Raw genomic sequence first — 20,370 nt, 5'->3', positions numbered from 1 at the left:
CATGCACGGCGAATCTCCAATCAAACGTCGCGTATCGCGCAAGATCTGGGTCGGCTCGGTGCCGGTGGGCGGCGATGCCCCCATCGCGGTGCAGAGCATGACCAACAGCGACACCAATGACGTGGCCGCCACCGTCGCCCAGATCAATCGTCTGGAAGCGGCCGGCGTGGACATCGTGCGGGTGTCCGTACCGGACATGGACGCTGCCGAAGCCTTCGGCCGTATCAAGCAATTGGTCAAGGTGCCGCTGGTTGCCGACATCCACTTCGACTACAAGATCGCGTTGCGCGTAGCCGAACTGGGTGTGGACTGCCTGCGGATCAACCCGGGCAACATCGGTCGTGAAGACCGTGTGCGCGCCGTGGTCGATGCGGCCCGTGATCGTGGTATTCCCATCCGCATCGGGGTCAACGCCGGTTCGCTGGAAAAAGACCTGCAAAAGAAATACGGCGAGCCTACCCCGGCGGCGCTGGTGGAGTCGGCATTGCGCCACGTTGAACACCTGGAGCGCCTGAATTTCCAGGACTTCAAGGTCAGCGTAAAGGCTTCCGACGTGTTCATGGCCGTAGAAGCCTACCGCCTGCTGGCCAAGGAAATCGTGCAGCCGCTGCACCTGGGCATCACTGAAGCGGGCGGTTTACGCTCAGGCACAGTGAAATCTGCGGTGGGTCTCGGTATGCTGCTCGCCGAAGGGATTGGCGATACTATCCGCATCTCCCTGGCGGCAGACCCCGTAGAGGAAGTGAAGGTCGGCTACGACATTCTCAAATCCCTGCGTTTGCGTTCCCGTGGCATCAACTTCATTGCCTGCCCGAGCTGCTCGCGGCAGAACTTCGACGTGGTGAAAACCATGAACGACCTGGAGTTGCGTCTCGAAGACCTGCTGGTGCCGCTGGATGTCGCGGTGATCGGTTGCGTGGTCAACGGACCGGGCGAGGCCAAGGAGGCACACGTGGGCTTGACCGGCGGTACACCGAACCTGATTTACATTGACGGCAAACCGTCGCAGAAATTGACGAATGACAATCTGGTGGATGAGCTGGAAAAGCTGATCCGCGAGAAAGCGGCCGAGAAGGTCGCCGCTGACGCAGCGCTGATCGCTCGCGGCTGATTGAACGAATTTAAGGATTTGATGTGAGCAAGTCTCTGCAAGCCATTCGTGGCATGAACGACATCCTGCCGGAGCAGACGCCACTGTGGCGCTATTTCGAGAGCACGGTCGCGCGTCTGCTGGATAACTACGGTTACAAGCAGATCCGTATGCCGATCGTCGAGTTCACCGAGCTGTTCAAACGCTCCATCGGTGAAGTGACCGACATCGTCGAAAAAGAGATGTACACCTTTGAAGACCGTAACGGCGACTCCCTGACGCTGCGTCCGGAAGGCACTGCGGCCTGCGTTCGCGCTGTGCTGGAGCATGGCATCACCGGTGGCGGCCAGACCCAGAAACTGTGGTACATCGGCCCGATGTTCCGCCACGAGCGTCCGCAGAAAGGTCGCTATCGCCAGTTTCACCAGATCGGTTGCGAAGTCTTCAACCTGGACGGTCCGGACATCGACGCCGAGTTGATCGTCCTGACCTGGCGCCTGTGGGGCCAGTTGGGCATCCGCGACGCGGTCAAGCTCGAACTCAACAGCCTGGGCACCAGTGAGTCCCGCGGACGCTATCGCGAAGCCCTGGTCGAGTACCTGTCTGCCCACCTCGACAAGCTGGACGAAGACAGCCAGCGCCGCCTGAAGACCAACCCGTTGCGCGTGCTTGATACCAAGAACGCCGACACCCAGGCCGTACTGGTCGGCGCGCCGAAAATGGCCGATTACCTGGACGACGAATCGCGCACGCACTTCGAGGGCCTCAAGGCTCGCCTGGATGCGGCGGGTATTCCCTATGTGATCAACCCCAAGCTGGTGCGCGGCCTCGATTACTACAGCAAGACCGTGTTCGAGTGGGTCACCGACAAACTCGGCGCCCAGGGCACGGTGTGTGCCGGTGGTCGTTACGACGGCCTGGTCGAGCAAATGGGTGGCAAGCCGACCACGGGCGTAGGTTTCGCCATGGGCATCGAGCGGCTGATCCTGTTGCTCGAGACCCTTGAGCAAGTGCCACAAGAGATTTCCCGCCAGGTGGACGTGTATCTTTGCGCTTTTGGCGAGGCTGCCGAACTGGCTGCCCTGGCCTTGAGCGAACAGGTGCGCGACCAACTGCCGAACCTGCGTCTGCAAATCAATGCCGGCGCCGGTAGCTTCAAGAGCCAGTTCAAGAAGGCTGACAAGAGCGGCGCGTTGTATGCGCTGATCCTCGGCGATGACGAGTTGGCCCAGCAAGTGGTAGGTTTCAAACCCCTGCGTGGCCAGGGCGAACAACAGAACATTGCCTTTGATGCGCTCGCTGCGCACCTGGCCACCTGCGTCGTGCAGGGTTGAAGCTGTCGAACAGCCGAATTTAGCGATTAAGGAGTATTGGGGTGTCGAGTACTGATGATGAGCAACTGGCCGACTTCAAGGACTGGTGGCAGCGTAACGGCAAGCCCCTGGTAACTGGCGGTCTGCTGGCTTTAGTGGTGGTGTTCGGCTGGCAAGCCTGGACCAAATATCAGGCCAACCAGTCCCAGGGCGCCTCGATCGTTTACCAGCAATTGCTGGAAACCACCCTGACGCCGGACGGCAAGCCGGACCCTGCACGAGTGGCAGACCTGGCCGGTAAGCTGAAGAACGAGTTTGGCGGTACGACCTACGCCCAGTACGGTAGCCTGTTCGTCGCGAAAGTCGCGGTCGACACCGGCAAGCTGGATGAGGCAGCCACTGAGCTCAAGGCCATCGCCGACAAACCGACCAACCCGACTCTGGGTGAAATCGCACGTCAACGCCTGGCACAGGTATTGGCGGCACAGAACAAGGCTGACGAAGCACTCAAACTGCTCGACGGCGATGCTGACAAGGCATTTGTAGCCACTCGCGAAGAGCTCAAGGGCGACCTGTTGGTCCAATTGGGTCGTACCGACGAAGCCAATGCTGCGTACCAAAAAGCCAAGGCGGCGCTGTCTGATGAAGCGGCGGTCGGTGGCTTACAAATCAAGCTGGACGACTTGGCCAAAGGGGATGCGTGACGTGATCCGTTGGAAACATGCAGCATTGCTGGCTCTGGCCGTTCTGGCCGCGGGTTGCAGCAGCAACAGTAAAAAAGAACTGCCGCCTGCGGAGCTGACCAGCTTCAAGGAAGAAGTGGTCCTGCAAAAGCAGTGGAGCCGCTCCATCGGTGACGGTCAGGGCGAAACCTACAACATGCTGGTACCGGCAATCGACGGTGACAACATTGTGGCCGCTGATGTAACCGGCATCGTGACCTCCCTGGATCGCATGACCGGCGACGTGAAGTGGAAGAAAGACCTTGAACTGCCTGTCTCCGGCGCCGTTGGCGTGGGTTACGGCATGGTCATGCTCGGCACGCTCAAAGGCGAAGTCGTGGCGCTGGACTCCAGCACCGGTGAAGAGAAATGGCGCGCCCGCGTGACCAGTGAAGTGCTCGCACCGCCTGCCACCAACGGCGATATCGTCGTGGTGCAGACCCAGGATGATCGCGTGATCGGTCTGGACGCCAGCACCGGCGAACAGCGCTGGTTGTACGACAGCACCCCGGCGGTGTTGACCCTGCGCGGTACCAGTGGTCCGATTGTGACCAACAATCTGGCCGTTGCCGGGCTGTCCACCGGTAAAGTGGTGGCCCTGAATACCCAGAACGGCGTGCCGGCCTGGGAAACCCGTGTGGCTATCCCGCAAGGTCGTTCCGAGTTGGATCGCGTCGTGGACATCGACGGTGGCTTGTTGCTGTCCGGCGAGACCCTCTACGTCGCTACTTACCAGGGCCGTGTCGCGGCACTGGACCTGCAGAGCGGCCGGGTCAACTGGCAGCGTGATGCGTCCAGCTACGCCGGTGTCGCCCAAGGGTTTGGCAGCGTCTACGTAAGCCTGGCGTCCGGCACCGTTGAAAGTGTCGACGAGCGTTCCACCACTGCGCTGTGGAGCAACGACTCCCTGGCTCGCCGCCAACTGTCGGCGCCGGAAGTCTTCTCCAGCTACGTAGCGGTCGGTGACTTCGAAGGCTACCTGCACCTGCTGAGCCAGGTGGACGGTCGCTTCGTGGGTCGCGAGCGTATCGACAGCGACGGCCTGCGTGCGCGTCCGCTGGTGGTGGGTAACATGCTGTATGTGTATGGCAACAGCGGCAAGCTGGAAGCCCTGACCATCAAGTAAGAATCATGCTTGGGGTAACCCCCAGGCGGCCTTGCCTCAATGCTGTTTGTAGGAGCGAGCTTGCTCGCGAAGGACGTCAACGCTAACGCGGGTTTTCTGGATAAACGCGGCGTCCTCTGGTTTTTCGCGAGCAAGCTCGCTCCTGCAGTATTCAGTGTCGAGCAGGGCATGTGGCATTCAAATGCCGCCCCGAGCACCAGCCGCTGCCCTGCAGCGGCTTTTGTATTTTCTGAAATAACGAAGTGGAGAGCCGCATGGTTCCCGTAATCGCCCTGGTGGGCCGACCTAACGTCGGCAAGTCCACCTTGTTCAACCGCCTGACCAGGACTCGCGACGCCATCGTCGGCGACTTGTCCGGTCTGACCCGTGATCGCCAATACGGTGAGGCAAAGTGGCAAGGGCGCTCCTACATTATTGTCGACACCGGTGGTATCTCCGGTGACGAACATGGCATGGACGAAAAAATGGCCGAGCAGTCGCTGCTGGCCATTGAAGAAGCCGATGTCGTGTTGTTCCTGGTGGACGCCCGCGCGGGCTACACCGCTGCCGACCAGATGATTGGCGAGCACCTGCGCAAGCGCAACAAGCGTTCCTATCTGGTTGCGAACAAGATCGATAACATCGATCCTGAAGCGGCCCGCGCCGAATTCAGCCCGATGGGCCTGGGCGACGCGATCCCGGTTGCCGGCGCCCACGGTCGCGGCATCACGCAGATGCTCGAAATTGCCCTCAGCACCTTTCCCAAGGATGACGATGAGGAAGAAGAGGGTGAGGAGGAGATCGTCGCCGAAGGCGAGGAAGCCAAGCGCATTCCTGGCCCGAGCGAAAAAGACGGTATCAAGATCGCCATCATCGGCCGCCCTAACGTCGGCAAGTCGACCCTGGTCAACCGCATGCTCGGTGAAGACCGGGTAATCGTCTATGACGAACCCGGCACCACCCGCGACAGCATCTACATCCCGTTCGAGCGCAACGAAGAAAAGTACACGCTGATCGACACCGCCGGTGTGCGCAAGCGTGGCAAGATCCACGAAGAAGTTGAAAAATTCTCCGTGGTCAAAACCCTGCAAGCGATCAAAGACGCCAACGTGGTGATCTTTGTGATGGACGCTCGCGAAGGCGTGGTGGACCACGACCTGAACCTGCTGGGCTTTGCCCTGGAAGCCGGTCGCGCCCTGGTGATCGCGATCAACAAGTGGGACGGCATGACGCCGAGCGAGCGCGATTTCGTCAAGATCGAGCTGCAGCGTCGCCTGTTCTTCGTTGAGTTTGCCGATATCCACTTTATCTCGGCCCTGCACGGCACCGGCGTGGGCAACCTCTACGCCTCGGTACAGAACTCGTTCAAGTCTGCGGTCACGCGCTGGCCGACCAACCGCCTTACCCAGATCCTGGAAGACGCGGTGGGCGAGCACGCGCCGCCGATGGTCAACAACCGCCGCATCAAACTGCGTTACGCCCACCTGGGTGGTGCCAACCCGCCGATTATCGTGATTCACGGTAACCAGATCGAGAAGGTGCCCAAGTCCTATGTGCGTTACCTGGAAAACACCTATCGCCGTGTCTTGAAGCTGGTCGGCACGCCGATCCGTATCGAGTTCAAGGGTGGCGAGAACCCATACGAAGGCAACAAGAACACATTGACCGACCGTCAGGTGAACAAGAAGCGTCGTTTGATGACTCACCACAAGAAGGCCGACAAGAAGCGCCGCGACAAGAAATAACCGCAGCGTCACGTTGTAAGCTGCAAGCTGCAAGAGAGGGCGCCGTTGGCGCCCTTTTTTGTGCGCGGCGGTTTGCCCCTTGACCCGCTTGCAGCTTGCAGCTTAAAACTTGCAGCTCACCCGAAGGGGGCTCCCATGATCACCAGCAAGCTGCCGAACGTCGGCACGACCATTTTCACCAGCATGTCGCAGTTGGCGGCCGACACCGGCGCAATCAACCTGTCCCAGGGTTTTCCCGACTTCAACGGCCCTCAGGATTTGCTCGACGCCGTGGGTCGGCACGTCGCCAGCGGTCATAACCAATACGCACCGATGACCGGCTTGCCCGTGCTGCGTCAGCAGGTGGCGGCAAAAATCGCCCGCAGCTACGCTGTCAGCGTCGATGCCGACCGTGAAGTCACCATCACGCCCGGCGCCACCCAAGGCATTTTCTGCGCGATCCAGGCGGTCATCCGCAACGGCGACGAAGTGATCATCTTCGACCCTTGCTACGACAGCTACGCACCCTCGGTAGAGCTGGCCGGCGGGCGCTGCGTGCATCTGCAGTTGGGCTTGCAGGATTTCAGCCTGGATTTTGAGCGTATCAAGGCCGCGCTTTCGCCGCGCACGCGCATGATTGTGCTCAATACCCCGCACAACCCCAGTGGCGCGCTGGTCAGCCGTGCGGAACTGGACCAGTTGGCCGAGCTGATTCGCAGCCGTGATATCTATCTGCTCAGCGATGAAGTGTACGAACACCTGGTGTTCGACGATGTGCCCCACGTCAGCGTGCTCGCCCATGAGGAGCTGTACTCGCGCGCCTTTGTGGTCAGCTCGTTCGGCAAGACGTATCACGTCACGGGCTGGAAGACCGGCTATGTGGTTGCACCGCCGGCCCTCACTGCCGAGCTGCGCAAAGTGCATCAATACGTCAGCTTCTGTGGCGTGACGCCGTTGCAGTACGCGCTGGCCGATTTCATGGCTGAGCACCCGGAGCACGTGGATGCGCTGCCGGCGTTCTATCAAGCCAAGCGCGATCTGTTCTGCCAGTTGCTGGCGCCGTCGCGGTTCAGCTTCAGCCCATCGGCGGGGACTTACTTTCAATTGGTGGATTATTCCCGGATCCGCCCGGACCTGGATGATGTCGCCATGTCCGAATGGATGACGCGCGAACACGGCGTGGCGTCGATTCCGATCTCGGTGTTTTACCGCGACCCACCCCAAGGCCAGCGCCTGGTGCGCCTGTGCTTTGCCAAACGCGAGGAGACGCTGCAACAAGCGGCGGAAAAACTATGCGTGATTTGAGCGCCTTGCCGAATCTGAACATTGCCCTGATCCAGACCACCCTGGTCTGGCACGACCGCCAGGCCAATCTTGAGCATTTCGAGCTGCTGCTGGAGCAGGCCAGCGGCACCGACCTGATCGTATTGCCGGAGATGTTCACCACGGGTTTCTCCATGGAATCGGCCGCCCTGGCCGAGCGGGAAAACGGCCCGACTCAGCGCTGGCTTCAAACCCAGGCGGCGAAATACAACGCCGTGATCACCGGCAGTGTGATCATTCAGGCGGCCGACGGCAGCCACCGTAACCGCCTGCTCTGGGCGCGCCCCGACGGTGAAGTGTTGCATTACGATAAACGCCACCTGTTCCGCATGGCCGGCGAACACGACCACTACACGCCCGGCGAGCGCCAGGTGCAGTTCGAGTTGAAGGGCTGGCGTATCCGCCCGCTGATTTGCTACGACCTGCGCTTCCCGGTGTGGAGTCGCGATGCCCAGGACACCGACTTGCTGTTGTACACCGCCAACTGGCCGGGCGCGCGGCGCCAGCACTGGAACCGCTTGTTGCCGGCCCGGGCCATCGAGAATTTGTGTTATGTGGCGGCGGTGAATCGAGTCGGCACGGACGGCAAGGGCTTTGCCTACACCGGCGATAGCCAGGTGCTGGACTTCCAGGGCGAGACATTGCTGAGCGCGGGGGAGGCGGATGGGGTATTCCAGGTGATTCTGGATGCAGCGGAGTTGGCGGCGTATCGCACCAAATTCCCGGCGAATCTGGATGCCGATAGTTTTCAGTTTGTCTGACAGGCCGCTATCGGGGGCAAGCCCCCTCCCACATTTGAAGGTATTCACAAGTCAAAAAGTGGGAGGGGGCTTGCCCCCGATGAGGCCATCAGCAGCACCACCCTAACCCAAAGCAAAAACGCCCCTGGATTCTCACCCAGGGGCCTTTTGCATGGCGCCGATAACGCTTACGCCGCCTTCGCTTCCTGCTGGCTCAACGAGCGGTTCAGCGCACTGAACAGCGCCTTGAAGCTTGCCGTGGTGATGTTTTCATCAATCCCCACGCCATGCACCGGACGCTCGCCGTTCACGCGCAGTTCGATGTAGGCCGCCGCCTTGGCGTTGGTGCCCGCGCCAATCGCGTGTTCGTTGTAATCCATGATCTCCACACCGATCGGCAAGCCGGCCACCAGTGCTTCCAATGCGCCGTTACCTTTGCCTTTCCAGTGCAGGTTGGTTTCGCCCTGGCCCTTGCCGGAGACTTCCACTTCCACATAGCTGTTGCCGTTTTCTTCCTGCAGACGGTGGCTGACCAGCGCATACGGAGTGTTGGCTTGCAGGTATTCACGCTGCAGCAACGCGTAGATCTGCGGTGCGGTCATCTCCAGGCCCACGCGGTCGGTCTCGGCCTGTACCACCTGGCTGAATTCGATCTGCATGCGGCGCGGCAAGCTGATGTCGTATTCCTGTTCCAGCAGGTAGGCGATGCCGCCCTTGCCCGACTGGCTGTTCACCCGGATCACCGCTTCGTAGCTGCGACCGATGTCGGCCGGGTCGATCGGCAAGTACGGTACTTCCCACAGTGCATCGTCTTTCTGCTGGGAGAAGCCCTTGCGGATCGCGTCCTGGTGCGAGCCGGAGAACGCGGTGTGCACCAGGTCGCCGACATACGGATGACGCGGGTGCACCTGGATCTGGTTGCACTCCTCGACGACTTTGCGCACGCCGTCGATGTCGGAGAAGTCCAGCTGCGGGTCGAGGCCCTGGGTGTACATGTTCAGTGCCACGGTGACCAGGTCGACGTTACCGGTGCGCTCGCCGTTGCCGAACAGGCAGCCTTCGACACGGTCGGCGCCGGCCATCAGGCCCAGTTCGGTGGCGGCCACGCCGGTGCCACGGTCGTTGTGGGTGTGCAGGCTGATGATCACGCTGTCACGGCGGTTGATATGGCGACCGAACCACTCGATCTGGTCGGCGTAGATATTCGGCGTGGCACATTCCACGGTGGCCGGCAGGTTGAGGATCATCTTGTGCTCGGGCGTCGGGTTCCACACCTCGATCACTGCGTCACAGACTTCCTTGGCGAACTCCAGCTCCGTAGCGCTGAAGGTTTCCGGCGAATATTCGAAGGTCCACTGGGTCTCGGGCTGCTGCGCGGCGTATTTGACGAACAGCTTGGCGGCGTTGACCGCGATGGCCTTGATGCCGTCCTTGTCCTGGTTGAACACAATGCGGCGGAACGACGGCGACGTGGCATTGTACAAATGCACGATGGCCTTTTTGGCGCCGCGCAGGGATTCGAAGGTGCGCGCGATCAAGTCTTCACGGCCCTGGGTCAGCACCTGGATGGTGGTGTCCTCGGGGATGTGGTTGTCTTCGATCAGGGTGCGCACGAAATCAAAATCGGTTTGCGATGCGGCCGGGAAGGAGGCTTCGATTTCCTTCACACCAACGGCAACCAGAGTCTTCCAGAAGCGCAGCTTTTTCGCCGCGTCCATCGGTTCGATCAGCGACTGGTTGCCATCACGCAGGTCGGAGCTGCACCAGATCGGCGCGCTGGTGATGGTTTTCGACGGCCAGGTGCGGTCCGGGATATCGATGGTCGGGAACGCGCGGTACTTCGAAGACGGGTCTTTGAGCATGCTCATCGCAAAATCCTTTGTTGTAGGGCCGAGAAGAGGCGGCCTGCCGAATCACTATTATTGGGGACGACGCTTGGGCGAGACAGATCGATTCAGCCTGGCAGTCGTGCGCTGACGAGGCACAGACTGCGGTGCTGGCGGCGCTGAATGAGGGTGTGAGAGGTTTTCATAAGCTCAACCCTAACCGCCGGGGTGAAAGATGGCAAGCAGTCGAAAAAAATTGAGATAAGTTCTGCTATTTGCGTGTGAATAGCGATTTTATGGCTGGATAAACAACTATATCTAAATTTAATTGCGCGACCTTTATCGGGTGCGCAATCGAATGATCAGGGTTGGAAAGCACCGATGAAGATCGCCGGGTCGACCCGCGCGTCGTTCAGGCTGACGTTCCAGTGCATATGCGGCCCGGTTGCCCGGCCGGTCGAGCCAACCTTGCCCACGACCGCGCCGCGCGCCAGTTGGTCACCGACTTTCACGTCAATCTTCGACATATGGCAGAACATGCTGATAAAGCCCTGGCCATGGTCGACGAACACGGTGTTGCCGTTGAAGAAGTAGTTACCGGTCAGGATCACCTTGCCAGCCGCCGGCGTCTTGATCGGTGTGCCTGCACCCACGGCAAAGTCCAGGCCCGAATGGGGATTGCGCTCCTCGCCATTGAAGAAACGTCTTACCCCAAACTTGCTCGACAGCGGCCCGTTGACCGGCTTGTCCAGCAGCAGATTGCTCGGTGTGTTCGGGCTGAAACTGCGGTAGGCCTTGAGCTGCACGGCCAGTTCGCCCTCGATGCGCTTGAGTTGCGCCGGTTCCGGGTTGACCTGGCTTTTGTTCTTCAAGGTGATGCGTTGCTCGGGGTATTTCTTGAAGCCCACCACGAACGGCAGCTGGCGCCCGCCACTGGTGATGCGTTCGGTGCCCGGCTTGACCGTCAACGGGATACCCACAATCGCCAGCCAGGTGTTTTGTTCCTTCACCACCAGCACCGGTCTGTTCAGGTAGGTGGCCTTGGGTGCGGTCGCCGCCGTGCCCAGGTCCACGACAGCGACGCCACCGGGCACCGGCTTGTTCAGCAGGCGGGTGATGTAGCTGTCGGCGTGGGCATTGAAGGTCAGGCAAACAAGCATCAACAAGCTGAGAAAGCGTGGCATCGGTCAATCCAGGAGAGAAAGGGTAACGGGGGTCAGGTGGTTGTCTTCCACCCGCACCTGCAGTTGGCCTTCACCGAGGCGTGCGGTCAGGCGCTGGCCGGTGTGGGTTTGCGCGGCATTGCGAATCGCTTGGCCGCGCTCGTCGAGCAGGATGCTGTAGCCACGGCCCAGGGTGGCCAGCGGGCTGACCACGTGCAGCGTCTGCACCTGGCTTTGCAGTTGCAGGCGCCGCGCCTTGAGGCCTTCGCGCATGGCGCGGGGCAGGCGCTCGGCGAGGCTGTCCAGGCGCTGGCGCAGCAAGGCCAGTTGACGCCCCGGATGTTGGCCGGCGAGGCGGGTTTCCAGGCGAATCAGGCGTTCGCGACGGGTATTGAGGCTGCGCTCGAACGCGCGGCGCAGGCGCATGTCCAGGTCATCCAGGCGCTGGGCCTGCTGGCGCAGGCGTTCGCCAGGGTGTCGCAGGCGTCGGGCCATGCCCTCCAGGCGCAGGCGATCATGGCGCAGGCGGTTGTGCATCAACAGCACCAGGCGGCGCTGCAGGTTTTCGACCTGGCGCACCAGGTGACTGGCGTCCGGTGCCAGCAGTTCAGCGGCAGCGGAGGGGGTAGGGGCGCGCACGTCCGCCACGAAGTCGCTGATCGATACATCGGTTTCATGGCCGACCGCGCTGACGATGGGCGTGACGCAGGCGTCCACCGCCCGGGCCACGGCTTCTTCGTTGAAGCACCAGAGGTCTTCCAGCGAGCCGCCGCCACGGGCCAGGATCAGCGCGTCGAAGCCGCGTGCGTCGGCCAGCTTCAGCGCACGCACAATCTGTGCGATGGCTTCGCGGCCCTGTACGGCGGTCGGGATCAAGGTCAATTCAATGTTCGGCGCGCGGCGGCGGAAAACGCTGATGATGTCGCGAATCACCGCGCCGGTTGGCGAACTGATGATGCCGATGCGCCGAGGATGCGCCGGCAAGGGTACCTTGCGCTCGGCACTGAACAGGCCTTCGGCGCTGAGCTTTTCCTTCAAGGCATCGAAGGCCAGGCGCAACGCGCCATCACCGGCAGGCTCCACGGTGTCGAGGATCAACTGGTAGTCGCCACGGCCCTCGAACAGCGAGACCTTGCCGCGCACCTTCACCGCCAGGCCGTCCTTCAACGCCTGGCGTACCCGCGCGGCGTTGTTGCGAAACAGCGCGCAACGCACCTGGGCGCCGCTGTCCTTGAGGGTGAAATACACGTGGCCCGAAGCCGGGCGGGCGAGGTTGGAGATCTCGCCTTCCACCCAGATATTGGTGAACACGTCTTCCAGCAACACCCGCGCGCGGCCGTTGAGCTGGCTGACAGTCAGGACTTCGCGGTCCAGGCCCAGTCGGGCAAAAGGATCTTTAATCATGGGCGGCAGTTTATAGGCATTCGTGCCAGGTTTGACAGAACTGCTCCACCCGCGTGCGTCTTCGTGCTGGCGCAATGCTCACGGATGACTAAAGTGTCGGCATTCTCTTTCAAGGAATTACCCATGAGTGCGGTTGAGCTGATGAGCCAGTGGTCGTTCGGCGCAGTTGAGTGGCTGGTGATCGGTCTCGGTATCGTTGTGGCCTATATCGTTTTCGGTATTGCCGGCTTTGGGACGGCGCTGGTGGCAGGGCCTGTGCTTATTCTGTTCATGCCGCTGTCGAAGATCATTCCGCTGTTGGTGTTGCTGGATTTTGTCGCCGCCTTTGGTGGCCTGCTGCAGACACGTCGGGATGTCAGCAAGCCGGAATTGCTGCGGCTGCTGCCGTGCATGGCCATCGGTTGCACCTTGGGTGTGGTGTTTTTGCTCAATCTGCATTCGGATCTTTTGCTGTTGTTGATGGGGCTGTTTATCAGTGCCTATGCGGTCTACAGCCTGGCAGTGAAGGCGCGGCCCACGCAGTTGGCGGCGGGTTGGTCGATTCCCATGGGCGCGGTCGGCGGCTTGTTTGGCGCGCTGTTTGGCAGTGGCGGCTTTTTATATGCAATCTACCTGAACAGCCGTCTGTCCAAGGAGGCGGCGCGGGCCACGCAAAGTGCGTTGATCAGTTGCAGCACGGTGGTGCGCCTGAGCCTGTTTCTGATTGCCGGGGTGTATGCCGATTTGCCGCTGCTGATGTTGGCACTGTGCCTGTTGCCGGCGATGGCGCTGGGCTTGTGGTGCGGGCGCAGGCTGACGATGCGCATGTCCCGCGAGGCGTTTGTGCGGTTGGTGACGTGGTTGGTGCTGGCCAGTGGGATTGCGTTGATTGGGCGGTATTTGAGTACTTGACCTGTGTGGGGCAGGGATTAAGCTGCCAGCCTTTAGAGCGCCATCGGGGGCAAGCCCCCTCCCACAGTTGGCTGTGTTCACAATTCAAAATGTGGGAGGGGGCTTGCCCCCCTATGGCGTCAGCAGCCACACCGCAGGACTCCCATGAATTCCCAAAGCATCCTTGTCCCGAAAATCTCCACCTTGCCCGTCCACGAACCCCGCGCCCGGGCAATCGTGCGCTGGCTGGTGCGCAAGAACATCATCAAGGAGGAACTGACCACCTGCGGGCGCACCGGCAACCGCATGGCCTACGCCCTGGCCGACGGCGCCCGCGCGGTGGTGCTGCACCCGCAAGCGCTGCCGTTCAACGAGCCGGTCAATGGCCTGGAAATCATCTACAAGCGCTGCATCTACACGCCGGCCAAGGGTTTTCTCGAAGAAGCCGGCTGCCCGGAGTGCCTGAAGGAAGTCGGCGAAGCGCTGTTCGAAAGCCTGGAAGACTGGATGCCCGGCCACACCGATAACTTCACCTGCCCGCTGTGTGGGCATGAAGACGACATCAATGGCTTTCTGTTCCTGCAGGAATGCGGGTTTTCCAACCTGGGATTTATTTTCAACAATTGGGCGGAGGCGGGGTTCAAGCAAAGCTTTATCGATGAGTTTGCCGATTGGCTCGATCAAAAAATGAGTTGGGTCAAAGTCGAGCTTTAACCCCCGACCTGATCGTTCCCACGCAGAGCGTGGGAACGATCAGGGTGGCGAAATTTTTCCATCTATCACTATTCCCAAATATGTCAGAGTTTTACATTGAGACCTGAGGGGTGTCTGAGTATAATGGCGCGCTTCCATTTTCCCGCTCGGGAGCCCCCGCGATGCTGCGTATCAGCCAAGAAGCTCTGACATTCGACGACATTCTCCTAGTGCCCGGTTATTCCGAGGTGCTCCCTAACGAAGTCAGTCTCAAGACCCGCCTAACCCGTGGCATCGAGCTGAATATTCCCCTGGTTTCCGCTGCCATGGACACCGTCACCGAAGCCCGTCTGGCCATCGCCATGGCTCAGGAAGGCGGCATCGGCATCATCCACAAGAACATGACCATCGAGCAGCAAGCTGCCGAAGTGCGCAAGGTCAAGCGTTACGAAGCGGGTGTGGTGAAAGATCCCATCACCATCGAAGCCGACGCCACCGTACGTGATCTGTTCGAGCTGACCCGCCTGCACAACATCTCCGGCGTTCCGGTGCTGCACGATGGCGACCTGGTCGGCATCGTCACTTCCCGTGACGTGCGTTTCGAGAACCGTCTTGAAGTCACCGTCCGCGAAGTGATGACGCCTAAAGAGCGCCTGGTCACGGTCAAGGAAGGCGCCGACAAGAACGATGTGCGCGAACTGCTGCACAAGCACCGCATCGAGCGCGTGCTGATCGTCGACGACAAATTCGCCCTCAAAGGCATGATGACCGTCAACGACATCGAAAAAGCCAAGGCTTACCCGCTGGCCAGCAAGGATGACCAGGGTCGTCTGCGCGTCGGCGCTGCGGTCGGCACCGGTAAAGACACCGGTGACCGCGTTTCGGCGCTGGTCGCCGCCGGTGTTGACGTGGTGGTGGTCGACACCGCTCACGGTCACTCCAAAGGCGTGATCGACCGCGTGCGCTGGGTCAAGCAGAACTTCCCTGACGTCCAGGTGATCGGCGGCAACATCGCCACCGGCGCTGCCGCCAAGGCCCTGGCCGAAGCGGGCGCTGACGCGGTCAAGGTCGGTATCGGCCCTGGCTCGATCTGCACCACGCGTATCGTTGCCGGTGTGGGCGTGCCGCAAATCAGCGCCATCGCCAATGTCGCCGCTGCCCTTGAAGGCACCGGCGTACCGTTGATCGCCGACGGCGGCATCCGGTTCTCCGGTGACCTGTCCAAGGCCATCGTGGCCGGTGCTTCCTGCGTGATGATGGGCTCGATGTTCGCCGGTACTGAAGAAGCACCAGGCGAGATCGAACTGTTCCAGGGCCGCTCCTACAAGGCTTACCGCGGCATGGGTTCGCTGGGCGCCATGTCCCAGGCGCAAGGTTCTTCCGACCGTTACTTCCAGGACTCCTCGGCAGGCGCCGAGAAGCTCGTCCCGGAAGGCATCGAAGGCCGTGTGCCATACAAGGGCACCCTGAGCGCGATCATCCATCAACTGATGGGCGGCCTGCGTTCCTCGATGGGCTACACCGGCAGCGCCGACATCGAAGAAATGCGCACCAAGCCAGAGTTCGTACGGATCACCGGCGCCGGCATGGCTGAATCCCATGTCCACGACGTGCAGATCACCAAGGAAGCGCCAAACTACCGCGTAGGTTGAGGCTTCCAGCAAAACGTTAAGTAACCGGGGCTGTTCTTTCAGCCCCGAGTTGTTTCTGATTCATTAGACGAGACTGACTTCATGGCCCTCGACATTCACGCCCACCGCATCCTGATCCTCGACTTCGGTTCCCAATACACCCAACTGATCGCCCGCCGCGTGCGTGAAATCGGCGTGTACTGCGAACTGCACCCGTTCGACATGGATGACGAAGCGATCCGCGAATTCGCACCGAAAGGCGTCATCCTCGCCGGTGGCCCCGAGTCCGTGCACGAAGCCAACAGCCCGCGCTGCCCGCAAGCGGTCTTCGACCTGGGCGTGCCGGTGTTCGGCATCTGCTACGGCATGCAGACCATGGCCGAGCAACTGGGCGGCAAGGTTGAAGGTTCCGAGCTGCGTGAATTCGGTTATGCGCGCGTCGACGTGGTCGGCAAGAGCCGCCTGCTGGACGGTATCGAAGACCACATCGACGCCGACGGCCTGTTCGGCCTCGACGTGTGGATGAGCCACGGTGACAAGGTCACCAAAATGCCGCAGGACTTCCACATCCTGGCCAGCACCCCGAGCTGCCCGATCGCCGGCATGTTCAGCGACGAGCGTCGTTACTACGGCGTGCAGTTCCACCCGGAAGTGACCCACACCAAGCAAGGCGGGCGCATCCTGTCGCGCTTCATCCTCGACATCTGCGAGTGTGAAGCCCTGTGGACCCCGTCGAAAATTGCTGAAGACGCCATCGCCAACGTCCGCGCCCAGGTTGGCACCGACAACGTGTTGCTCGGCCTGTCCGGCGGCGTCGACTCCTCCGTGGTCGCCGCGCTGCTGCACAAAGCCATCGGCGACCAGTTGACCTGCGTCTTCGTCGACAACGGCCTGCTGCGCCTGCACGAAGGCGAGCAGGTGATGGCCATGTTCGCCGAGAACATGGGCGTCAAGGTGATCCGCGCCAACGCCGAGGACCAGTTCCTCAACAACCTGGCCGGCGAGTCCGACCCGGAGAAGAAGCGCAAGATCATCGGCCGCACCTTCATCGACGTCTTCGATGCCCAGTCCAACAAACTGGACAACATCAAATACCTCGCCCAGGGCACCATCTACCCCGACGTGATCGAGTCGGCCGGCGCCAAGAGCGGCAAGGCCCACGTGATCAAGTCCCACCACAACGTGGGTGGCCTGCCTGAGGAAATGAACCTCAAGCTGGTCGAGCCGCTGCGCGAACTGTTCAAGGACGAAGTCCGCCGTTTGGGCCTGGAACTCGGCCTGCCGTACGACATGGTCTACCGCCACCCCTTCCCGGGCCCGGGCCTGGGCGTGCGCATCCTCGGCGAAGTGAAAAAGGAATACGCCGACCTGCTGCGCCGCGCCGACCACATCTTCATCGAAGAACTGCGCAAGGCCGACTGGTACCACAAGGTCAGCCAGGCATTCGTGGTATTCCAGCCGGTCAAGTCTGTAGGCGTCGTAGGCGATGGCCGTCGTTACGCGTGGGTTGTGGCGTTGCGTGCGGTGGAGACTATCGACTTCATGACGGCGCGTTGGGCACACCTGCCGTACGAACTGCTGGAAACGGTCAGCGGCCGTATCATCAATGAAATCGAAGGTATTTCGCGCGTTACTTACGACGTGTCGAGCAAGCCGCCGGCGACGATTGAGTGGGAATGATTGGACGTCCGGCATTGTCCGGCACTATCTAGCAAGAAATGCCCTGGAGCCCGCTTAATTGCGGGCTTTTGGCTTTTTGGGACTGGAAAAATTCTGGCAGCTCTGCGCATCGCCAAATCCCTTGTGTCCTGTTGCCGATGGATTACCGGCGGCCTTCGCACACCGGTGATTCGCCGATGCGGCCTTCCTTGCACAGGTCAATGTTATCTGTGCGCTTGAAACCGGAGTCTTTCATGCAATAAAACTGCGTGAGTACCTCGTCAATAGGCGTCGTGTCTCCCGTCCCTGTAAGGTTGGTATAGCCGCATGCGGTCATGGCGTGCTTGACACCCTCTTGCGAGACCCCGCTTTTTTTCCAATTGGTAAATTCCGGCGGCGGCGGTTGAAAGCCTCTACCCGTGCAGCCGATCAATAATAACGCGCAAAAACTCAACAGCAGATTCCTGGTAACCATGTCGTCTTCCCTGATGGTATGACTCGCAAAGCATATGATACGCCGTCGTCTGACTCTTTCTAGAAAGGCCTGCACACGCCCTGGTCGTTATTCACTGTTTATCGCCGCCGGAATGCAGTCGTTTGTCCTCGTAATTATTTGAGGGCAGCGACATCTGCAGGGCTCACAGCCACTTTTATCAGGCGCTACGTTCCAAACGGCATTCGCGTAGATGACTGTAAAGATTGCGCGACGCAGGCCGATATCGCTTTTGCGGCGACTCGCGTCCAGCAGGTTTGCTCCGGGTGCGTTATCTCACTTATTTCAGGTAGTGATCTGCAAAATGAAAATAAAAAACAAGCTCGTCCTGGCTTTTGTACTCGTCGCATTCATCCCCGTAAGTCTGGTGGCCGTGATCTCTGTACTCAATACCCGGTCCGAAGCGGTCAACCAGTTCATGGATGGCAGCACCCGAGAAATACGCCAGATCGACGGTAATATCCGGCAGTTTTTTGATGGTACGCAGCAAAACGTCGATCAAATGGCTACAGACCCTTTCTACACATCGGTCGCCAGCCTAAAGCACTACGAGGCTGCTGATGCAGCCAGTCAGCCGCTGCCTGCGGCAGCCCGGCAAGTCATCGATGCGTTTGCCCGGTATGGCGCGACGCATCCGGCTGCGGCAATCCTGTCCATTGGCCTGGAAGACGGCAGTTACGCGAAATGGCCGGATGACCCTCAGTTGTCGAAATACGACCCGCGTACGCGCCCGTGGTACAAGGCCGCCATGGCCAGCCCCGGTAAAGCGGTAAGGACCGCGGCGTATTACTACGAAAAGGATGCGGTAGCGCTGGTTGGTAGCGCCAGGGCCATGCTCGATGAAGCAGGCAAGGCCAAGGGCGTGTTTGTGGTAAGCGTATCGCTGACCAACCTCACCGAACTGGTCAAAAGCATCAAGCTCGGCGAAAGCGGCTATGTGATGCTCATCGAAGACGGCACAGTACTGGTCGATCCGCGTGATGCCGGGCACAGCTTCAAGCAGCTCAAGGATCTGGGTGAGCCTTACGCCAAACTGGCCGCCACTGCGCAAGGTTCAACCGAAGTGGAAATCAACGGCGTCCGGTACATGGCAAACGTGTGGACATCGCCGGGTCTGGGCTGGCGTTACGTGGGGTTGATTGAGTACAGCGAAGTCATGGCCGAGGCCACACGCATGACCTACGTGACGGTTGCGATCGTGGTGGTGCTGGTGCTGCTTTTTGCACTGCTGGCGGCGGCTTTCGCCAAGGTTATCGTCAAGCCCATCGGCCAGGTCAGCACCGGGCTTCAGTCAATTGCTGAAGGTGAGGGCGACCTGCGCCGTGATCTTGATGTGCAGGGCAAAGACGAAACCGCCGAGCTGGCAGGCTGGTTCAACAAGTTTCTCGCCGCAATACGCCAGTTGATCCAGAGCATCGGCGCGGCATCGACCAACCTGCAGGATGCTTCGCGTGTGAACAGCGAAGTGGCCACTAACATGAACCAGGCGGCTGGACGCCAGCGTGAGGCGGTGGAGTTGGTGTCCACGGCGTTCAATGAAATGGTCGCCACTGCTAATGAAGTGGCGCGCTCGTGCAGCGCTGCGGCCAATTCCGCCGAGAGTGGTCATCATCGTGTCGCCGAAGGTAAAGAGCAGATTGAGTTGACCACCGACAACGTCAATCGCCTGGGGCGCCGCTTGACCGAATCTTCACAGGCCATGGTGGAGCTGGAGGAGGGTAGTCGCAGTATCAACCAGATTCTGGGCACCATCCGCGCCATCGCCGAGCAGACCAACTTGCTGGCACTGAACGCGGCAATCGAAGCGGCACGGGCCGGTGACCAGGGGCGAGGGTTTGCGGTGGTCGCGGATGAAGTTCGAGCGCTGGCCAAGCGTACCTCGGATTCCACTGGGGAAATCGATCAGTTGCTCAGCGCGCTCGGTAGCAAGACTCAGGAAGTGTCGCAGAAGATGGAAAGTTGCCTGGAGCTGTCACGCGCCAGCGTTTCCTCCATTGGAAACGCACGTGAAAGCTTTGAAGGCATCCAGCTGTCGGTGAATGAAATCCGGGATCAGAACCTGCAGATATCCGCCGCCGCCGAAGAGCAACATAGCGTGGCCGAAGACATCAACAAGCATATCCAGCAGATCTACGACGAGGCGCAACTGGTCGAGAGCCTCGCCAGTTCTGCGCAGGAAGACTCGGGTCGGCTTTCGCATCTGTCCAATGAGCTGAACGGGCTGGTAGGGCGCTTCAAGTCGTAAGTACGTGAGGGCCGGGAGGCACTGACTAGCGTGCAGCTCTAGATTCGCAGTTGCGCCGGAAGTCGTTTAACCAATGCCAGTCAGTTATCACTGACTGGCATTTTTTTGGATAGAAATCTGCGAAGCAAGAGCCGTCGTTTTCAATAAACGACGTTCCAATCAGTGCCCGAACGTACCCCGTGCGGCTGACACGCCTGGCCACGGGGAAATCAGTCCGCCAGCATGCCCTAAGACTATCTAACTGATTCAAATACGTTTTTAGCGAAACCTGCGCTGAAAATAACCTGTTACGTACCGTTAATTAACCGTTAACCAACTTATCTTGGGCATTAAGTCATGGGCAGTATCCATATAGCCCGGTGCAACAGA

General features: G+C 60.2%; 18 protein-coding genes and 1 pseudogene. 14 read left to right on the top strand and 5 right to left on the bottom strand.

Annotated features, from left to right (window positions below; all coding sequences use genetic code 11):
• Position 1: 1 nt before the first annotated feature.
• The 8 genes from ispG to BFP90_RS01985 all read left to right on the top strand — a co-directional run bounded on the left by ispG (position 2) and on the right by BFP90_RS01985 (position 8,038).
• Complete coding sequence (gene ispG, locus BFP90_RS02020) at positions 2–1,111, top strand: flavodoxin-dependent (E)-4-hydroxy-3-methylbut-2-enyl-diphosphate synthase (protein ID WP_003175952.1); 1,110 nt, start codon at positions 2–4, stop codon at positions 1,109–1,111.
• Positions 1,112–1,134: 23 nt separating this feature from the next.
• Positions 1,135–2,424, top strand: coding sequence for a histidine--tRNA ligase (hisS, locus tag BFP90_RS02015; RefSeq protein ID WP_065895833.1), 1,290 nt, complete (start codon positions 1,135–1,137; stop codon positions 2,422–2,424).
• A 41-nt stretch (positions 2,425–2,465) separates the two neighbouring features.
• Positions 2,466–3,107: a YfgM family protein gene (locus tag BFP90_RS02010; RefSeq protein ID WP_065887485.1), complete on the top strand. Its 642-nt coding sequence runs from the start codon at positions 2,466–2,468 to the stop codon at positions 3,105–3,107.
• The gene (gene bamB, locus BFP90_RS02005) at positions 3,100–4,251 is read left to right on the top strand and encodes an outer membrane protein assembly factor BamB (protein WP_065887486.1); all 1,152 of its coding nucleotides are present in this window, start codon (positions 3,100–3,102) and stop codon (positions 4,249–4,251) included. Before BFP90_RS02010 ends, bamB begins: the two co-directional genes overlap by 8 nt.
• 60 nt (positions 4,252–4,311) lie before the next feature.
• On the top strand, positions 4,312–4,518 hold the full coding sequence (locus tag BFP90_RS29470; RefSeq protein ID WP_158254504.1) for a hypothetical protein: 207 nt from the start codon (positions 4,312–4,314) through the stop codon (positions 4,516–4,518).
• A complete protein-coding gene (gene der, locus BFP90_RS01995) occupies positions 4,506–5,975 on the top strand; it encodes a ribosome biogenesis GTPase Der (protein WP_057723953.1) in 1,470 nt (489 codons plus the stop codon). Before BFP90_RS29470 ends, der begins: the two co-directional genes overlap by 13 nt.
• A gap of 135 nt (positions 5,976–6,110) precedes the next feature.
• A complete protein-coding gene (locus BFP90_RS01990; RefSeq protein ID WP_065895832.1) occupies positions 6,111–7,259 on the top strand; it encodes a pyridoxal phosphate-dependent aminotransferase in 1,149 nt (382 codons plus the stop codon).
• A complete protein-coding gene (locus BFP90_RS01985; RefSeq protein ID WP_065895831.1) occupies positions 7,247–8,038 on the top strand; it encodes an amidohydrolase in 792 nt (263 codons plus the stop codon). Before BFP90_RS01990 ends, BFP90_RS01985 begins: the two co-directional genes overlap by 13 nt.
• Before the next feature lie 167 nt (positions 8,039–8,205).
• Here the strand turns inward: BFP90_RS01985 and leuA are convergent, their stop codons facing one another.
• The 3 genes from leuA to xseA all read right to left on the bottom strand — a co-directional run bounded on the left by leuA (position 8,206) and on the right by xseA (position 12,410).
• On the bottom strand, positions 8,206–9,885 hold the full coding sequence (gene leuA, locus BFP90_RS01980) for a 2-isopropylmalate synthase (protein ID WP_065891513.1): 1,680 nt from the start codon (positions 9,883–9,885) through the stop codon (positions 8,206–8,208).
• A 320-nt stretch (positions 9,886–10,205) separates the two neighbouring features.
• Positions 10,206–11,027, bottom strand: coding sequence for a M23 family metallopeptidase (locus BFP90_RS01975; protein ID WP_065895830.1), 822 nt, complete (start codon positions 11,025–11,027; stop codon positions 10,206–10,208).
• Positions 11,028–11,030: 3 nt separating this feature from the next.
• On the bottom strand, positions 11,031–12,410 hold the full coding sequence (xseA, locus tag BFP90_RS01970; protein ID WP_065891542.1) for an exodeoxyribonuclease VII large subunit: 1,380 nt from the start codon (positions 12,408–12,410) through the stop codon (positions 11,031–11,033).
• Positions 12,411–12,533: 123 nt separating this feature from the next.
• Here xseA and BFP90_RS01965 point away from each other — a divergent pair, with 123 nt between their 5' ends.
• The 4 genes from BFP90_RS01965 (at position 12,534) to guaA (ending at position 17,284) form a co-directional block, all read left to right on the top strand.
• Complete coding sequence (locus BFP90_RS01965; RefSeq protein ID WP_065895829.1) at positions 12,534–13,301, top strand: sulfite exporter TauE/SafE family protein; 768 nt, start codon at positions 12,534–12,536, stop codon at positions 13,299–13,301.
• Positions 13,302–13,445: 144 nt separating this feature from the next.
• Positions 13,446–13,994 (top strand): sugar ABC transporter ATPase, encoded by a 549-nt coding sequence (locus BFP90_RS01960; protein ID WP_065887493.1) that lies wholly within the window; start codon positions 13,446–13,448, stop codon positions 13,992–13,994.
• A 161-nt stretch (positions 13,995–14,155) separates the two neighbouring features.
• Entirely contained in the window at positions 14,156–15,625 is a 1,470-nt protein-coding gene (gene guaB / locus BFP90_RS01955; protein WP_015885726.1) for an IMP dehydrogenase, read from the top strand.
• An 81-nt stretch (positions 15,626–15,706) separates the two neighbouring features.
• Positions 15,707–17,284: a glutamine-hydrolyzing GMP synthase gene (gene guaA / locus BFP90_RS01950; protein ID WP_065887494.1), complete on the top strand. Its 1,578-nt coding sequence runs from the start codon at positions 15,707–15,709 to the stop codon at positions 17,282–17,284.
• Between the two features lie 142 nt (positions 17,285–17,426).
• Here guaA and BFP90_RS01945 read toward each other — a convergent pair whose 3' ends face one another.
• Both BFP90_RS01945 and BFP90_RS28975 read right to left on the bottom strand, forming a co-directional pair.
• Positions 17,427–17,738 (bottom strand): hypothetical protein, encoded by a 312-nt coding sequence (locus BFP90_RS01945; protein ID WP_065891518.1) that lies wholly within the window; start codon positions 17,736–17,738, stop codon positions 17,427–17,429.
• A gap of 298 nt (positions 17,739–18,036) precedes the next feature.
• Positions 18,037–18,246, bottom strand: a complete 210-nt coding sequence (locus BFP90_RS28975) for a hypothetical protein (protein ID WP_242522224.1) — start codon at positions 18,244–18,246, stop codon at positions 18,037–18,039.
• Here BFP90_RS28975 and BFP90_RS29465 point away from each other — a divergent pair.
• Together BFP90_RS29465 and BFP90_RS29460 are read left to right on the top strand one after the other, a co-directional pair.
• A pseudogene (locus BFP90_RS29465) lies at positions 18,175–19,146 on the top strand (cache domain-containing protein); the annotation flags it as partial. The gene BFP90_RS28975 and the pseudogene BFP90_RS29465 overlap by 72 nt on opposite strands.
• Positions 19,147–19,233: 87 nt before the next feature.
• On the top strand, positions 19,234–20,001 hold the full coding sequence (locus tag BFP90_RS29460) for a methyl-accepting chemotaxis protein (protein WP_370671680.1): 768 nt from the start codon (positions 19,234–19,236) through the stop codon (positions 19,999–20,001).
• Positions 20,002–20,370 lie beyond the last annotated feature (369 nt).

The organism is Pseudomonas sp. 24 E 13 (genome assembly GCF_900004715.1).
Classification (GTDB): Bacteria; Pseudomonadota; Gammaproteobacteria; order Pseudomonadales; family Pseudomonadaceae; genus Aquipseudomonas; species Aquipseudomonas orientalis_A.
This window is presented reverse-complemented; position numbering and strand designations above follow the sequence as displayed.

Coding starts and splice junctions, on each gene's coding strand:
- ispG (WP_003175952.1), top strand. CDS start 2: ATGCACGGCGAATCTCCAATCAAACGTCGCGTATCGCGCAAGATCTGG.
- bamB (WP_065887486.1), top strand. CDS start 3,100: ATGCGTGACGTGATCCGTTGGAAACATGCAGCATTGCTGGCTCTGGCC.
- der (WP_057723953.1), top strand. CDS start 4,506: ATGGTTCCCGTAATCGCCCTGGTGGGCCGACCTAACGTCGGCAAGTCC.
- BFP90_RS01990 (WP_065895832.1), top strand. CDS start 6,111: ATGATCACCAGCAAGCTGCCGAACGTCGGCACGACCATTTTCACCAGC.
- BFP90_RS01985 (WP_065895831.1), top strand. CDS start 7,247: ATGCGTGATTTGAGCGCCTTGCCGAATCTGAACATTGCCCTGATCCAG.
- leuA (WP_065891513.1), bottom strand. CDS start 9,885: ATGAGCATGCTCAAAGACCCGTCTTCGAAGTACCGCGCGTTCCCGACC.
- BFP90_RS01975 (WP_065895830.1), bottom strand. CDS start 11,027: ATGCCACGCTTTCTCAGCTTGTTGATGCTTGTTTGCCTGACCTTCAAT.
- xseA (WP_065891542.1), bottom strand. CDS start 12,410: ATGATTAAAGATCCTTTTGCCCGACTGGGCCTGGACCGCGAAGTCCTG.
- BFP90_RS01965 (WP_065895829.1), top strand. CDS start 12,534: ATGAGTGCGGTTGAGCTGATGAGCCAGTGGTCGTTCGGCGCAGTTGAG.
- BFP90_RS01960 (WP_065887493.1), top strand. CDS start 13,446: ATGAATTCCCAAAGCATCCTTGTCCCGAAAATCTCCACCTTGCCCGTC.
- guaB (WP_015885726.1), top strand. CDS start 14,156: ATGCTGCGTATCAGCCAAGAAGCTCTGACATTCGACGACATTCTCCTA.
- guaA (WP_065887494.1), top strand. CDS start 15,707: ATGGCCCTCGACATTCACGCCCACCGCATCCTGATCCTCGACTTCGGT.
- BFP90_RS01945 (WP_065891518.1), bottom strand. CDS start 17,738: ATGGTTACCAGGAATCTGCTGTTGAGTTTTTGCGCGTTATTATTGATC.
- BFP90_RS29460 (WP_370671680.1), top strand. CDS start 19,234: ATGAACCAGGCGGCTGGACGCCAGCGTGAGGCGGTGGAGTTGGTGTCC.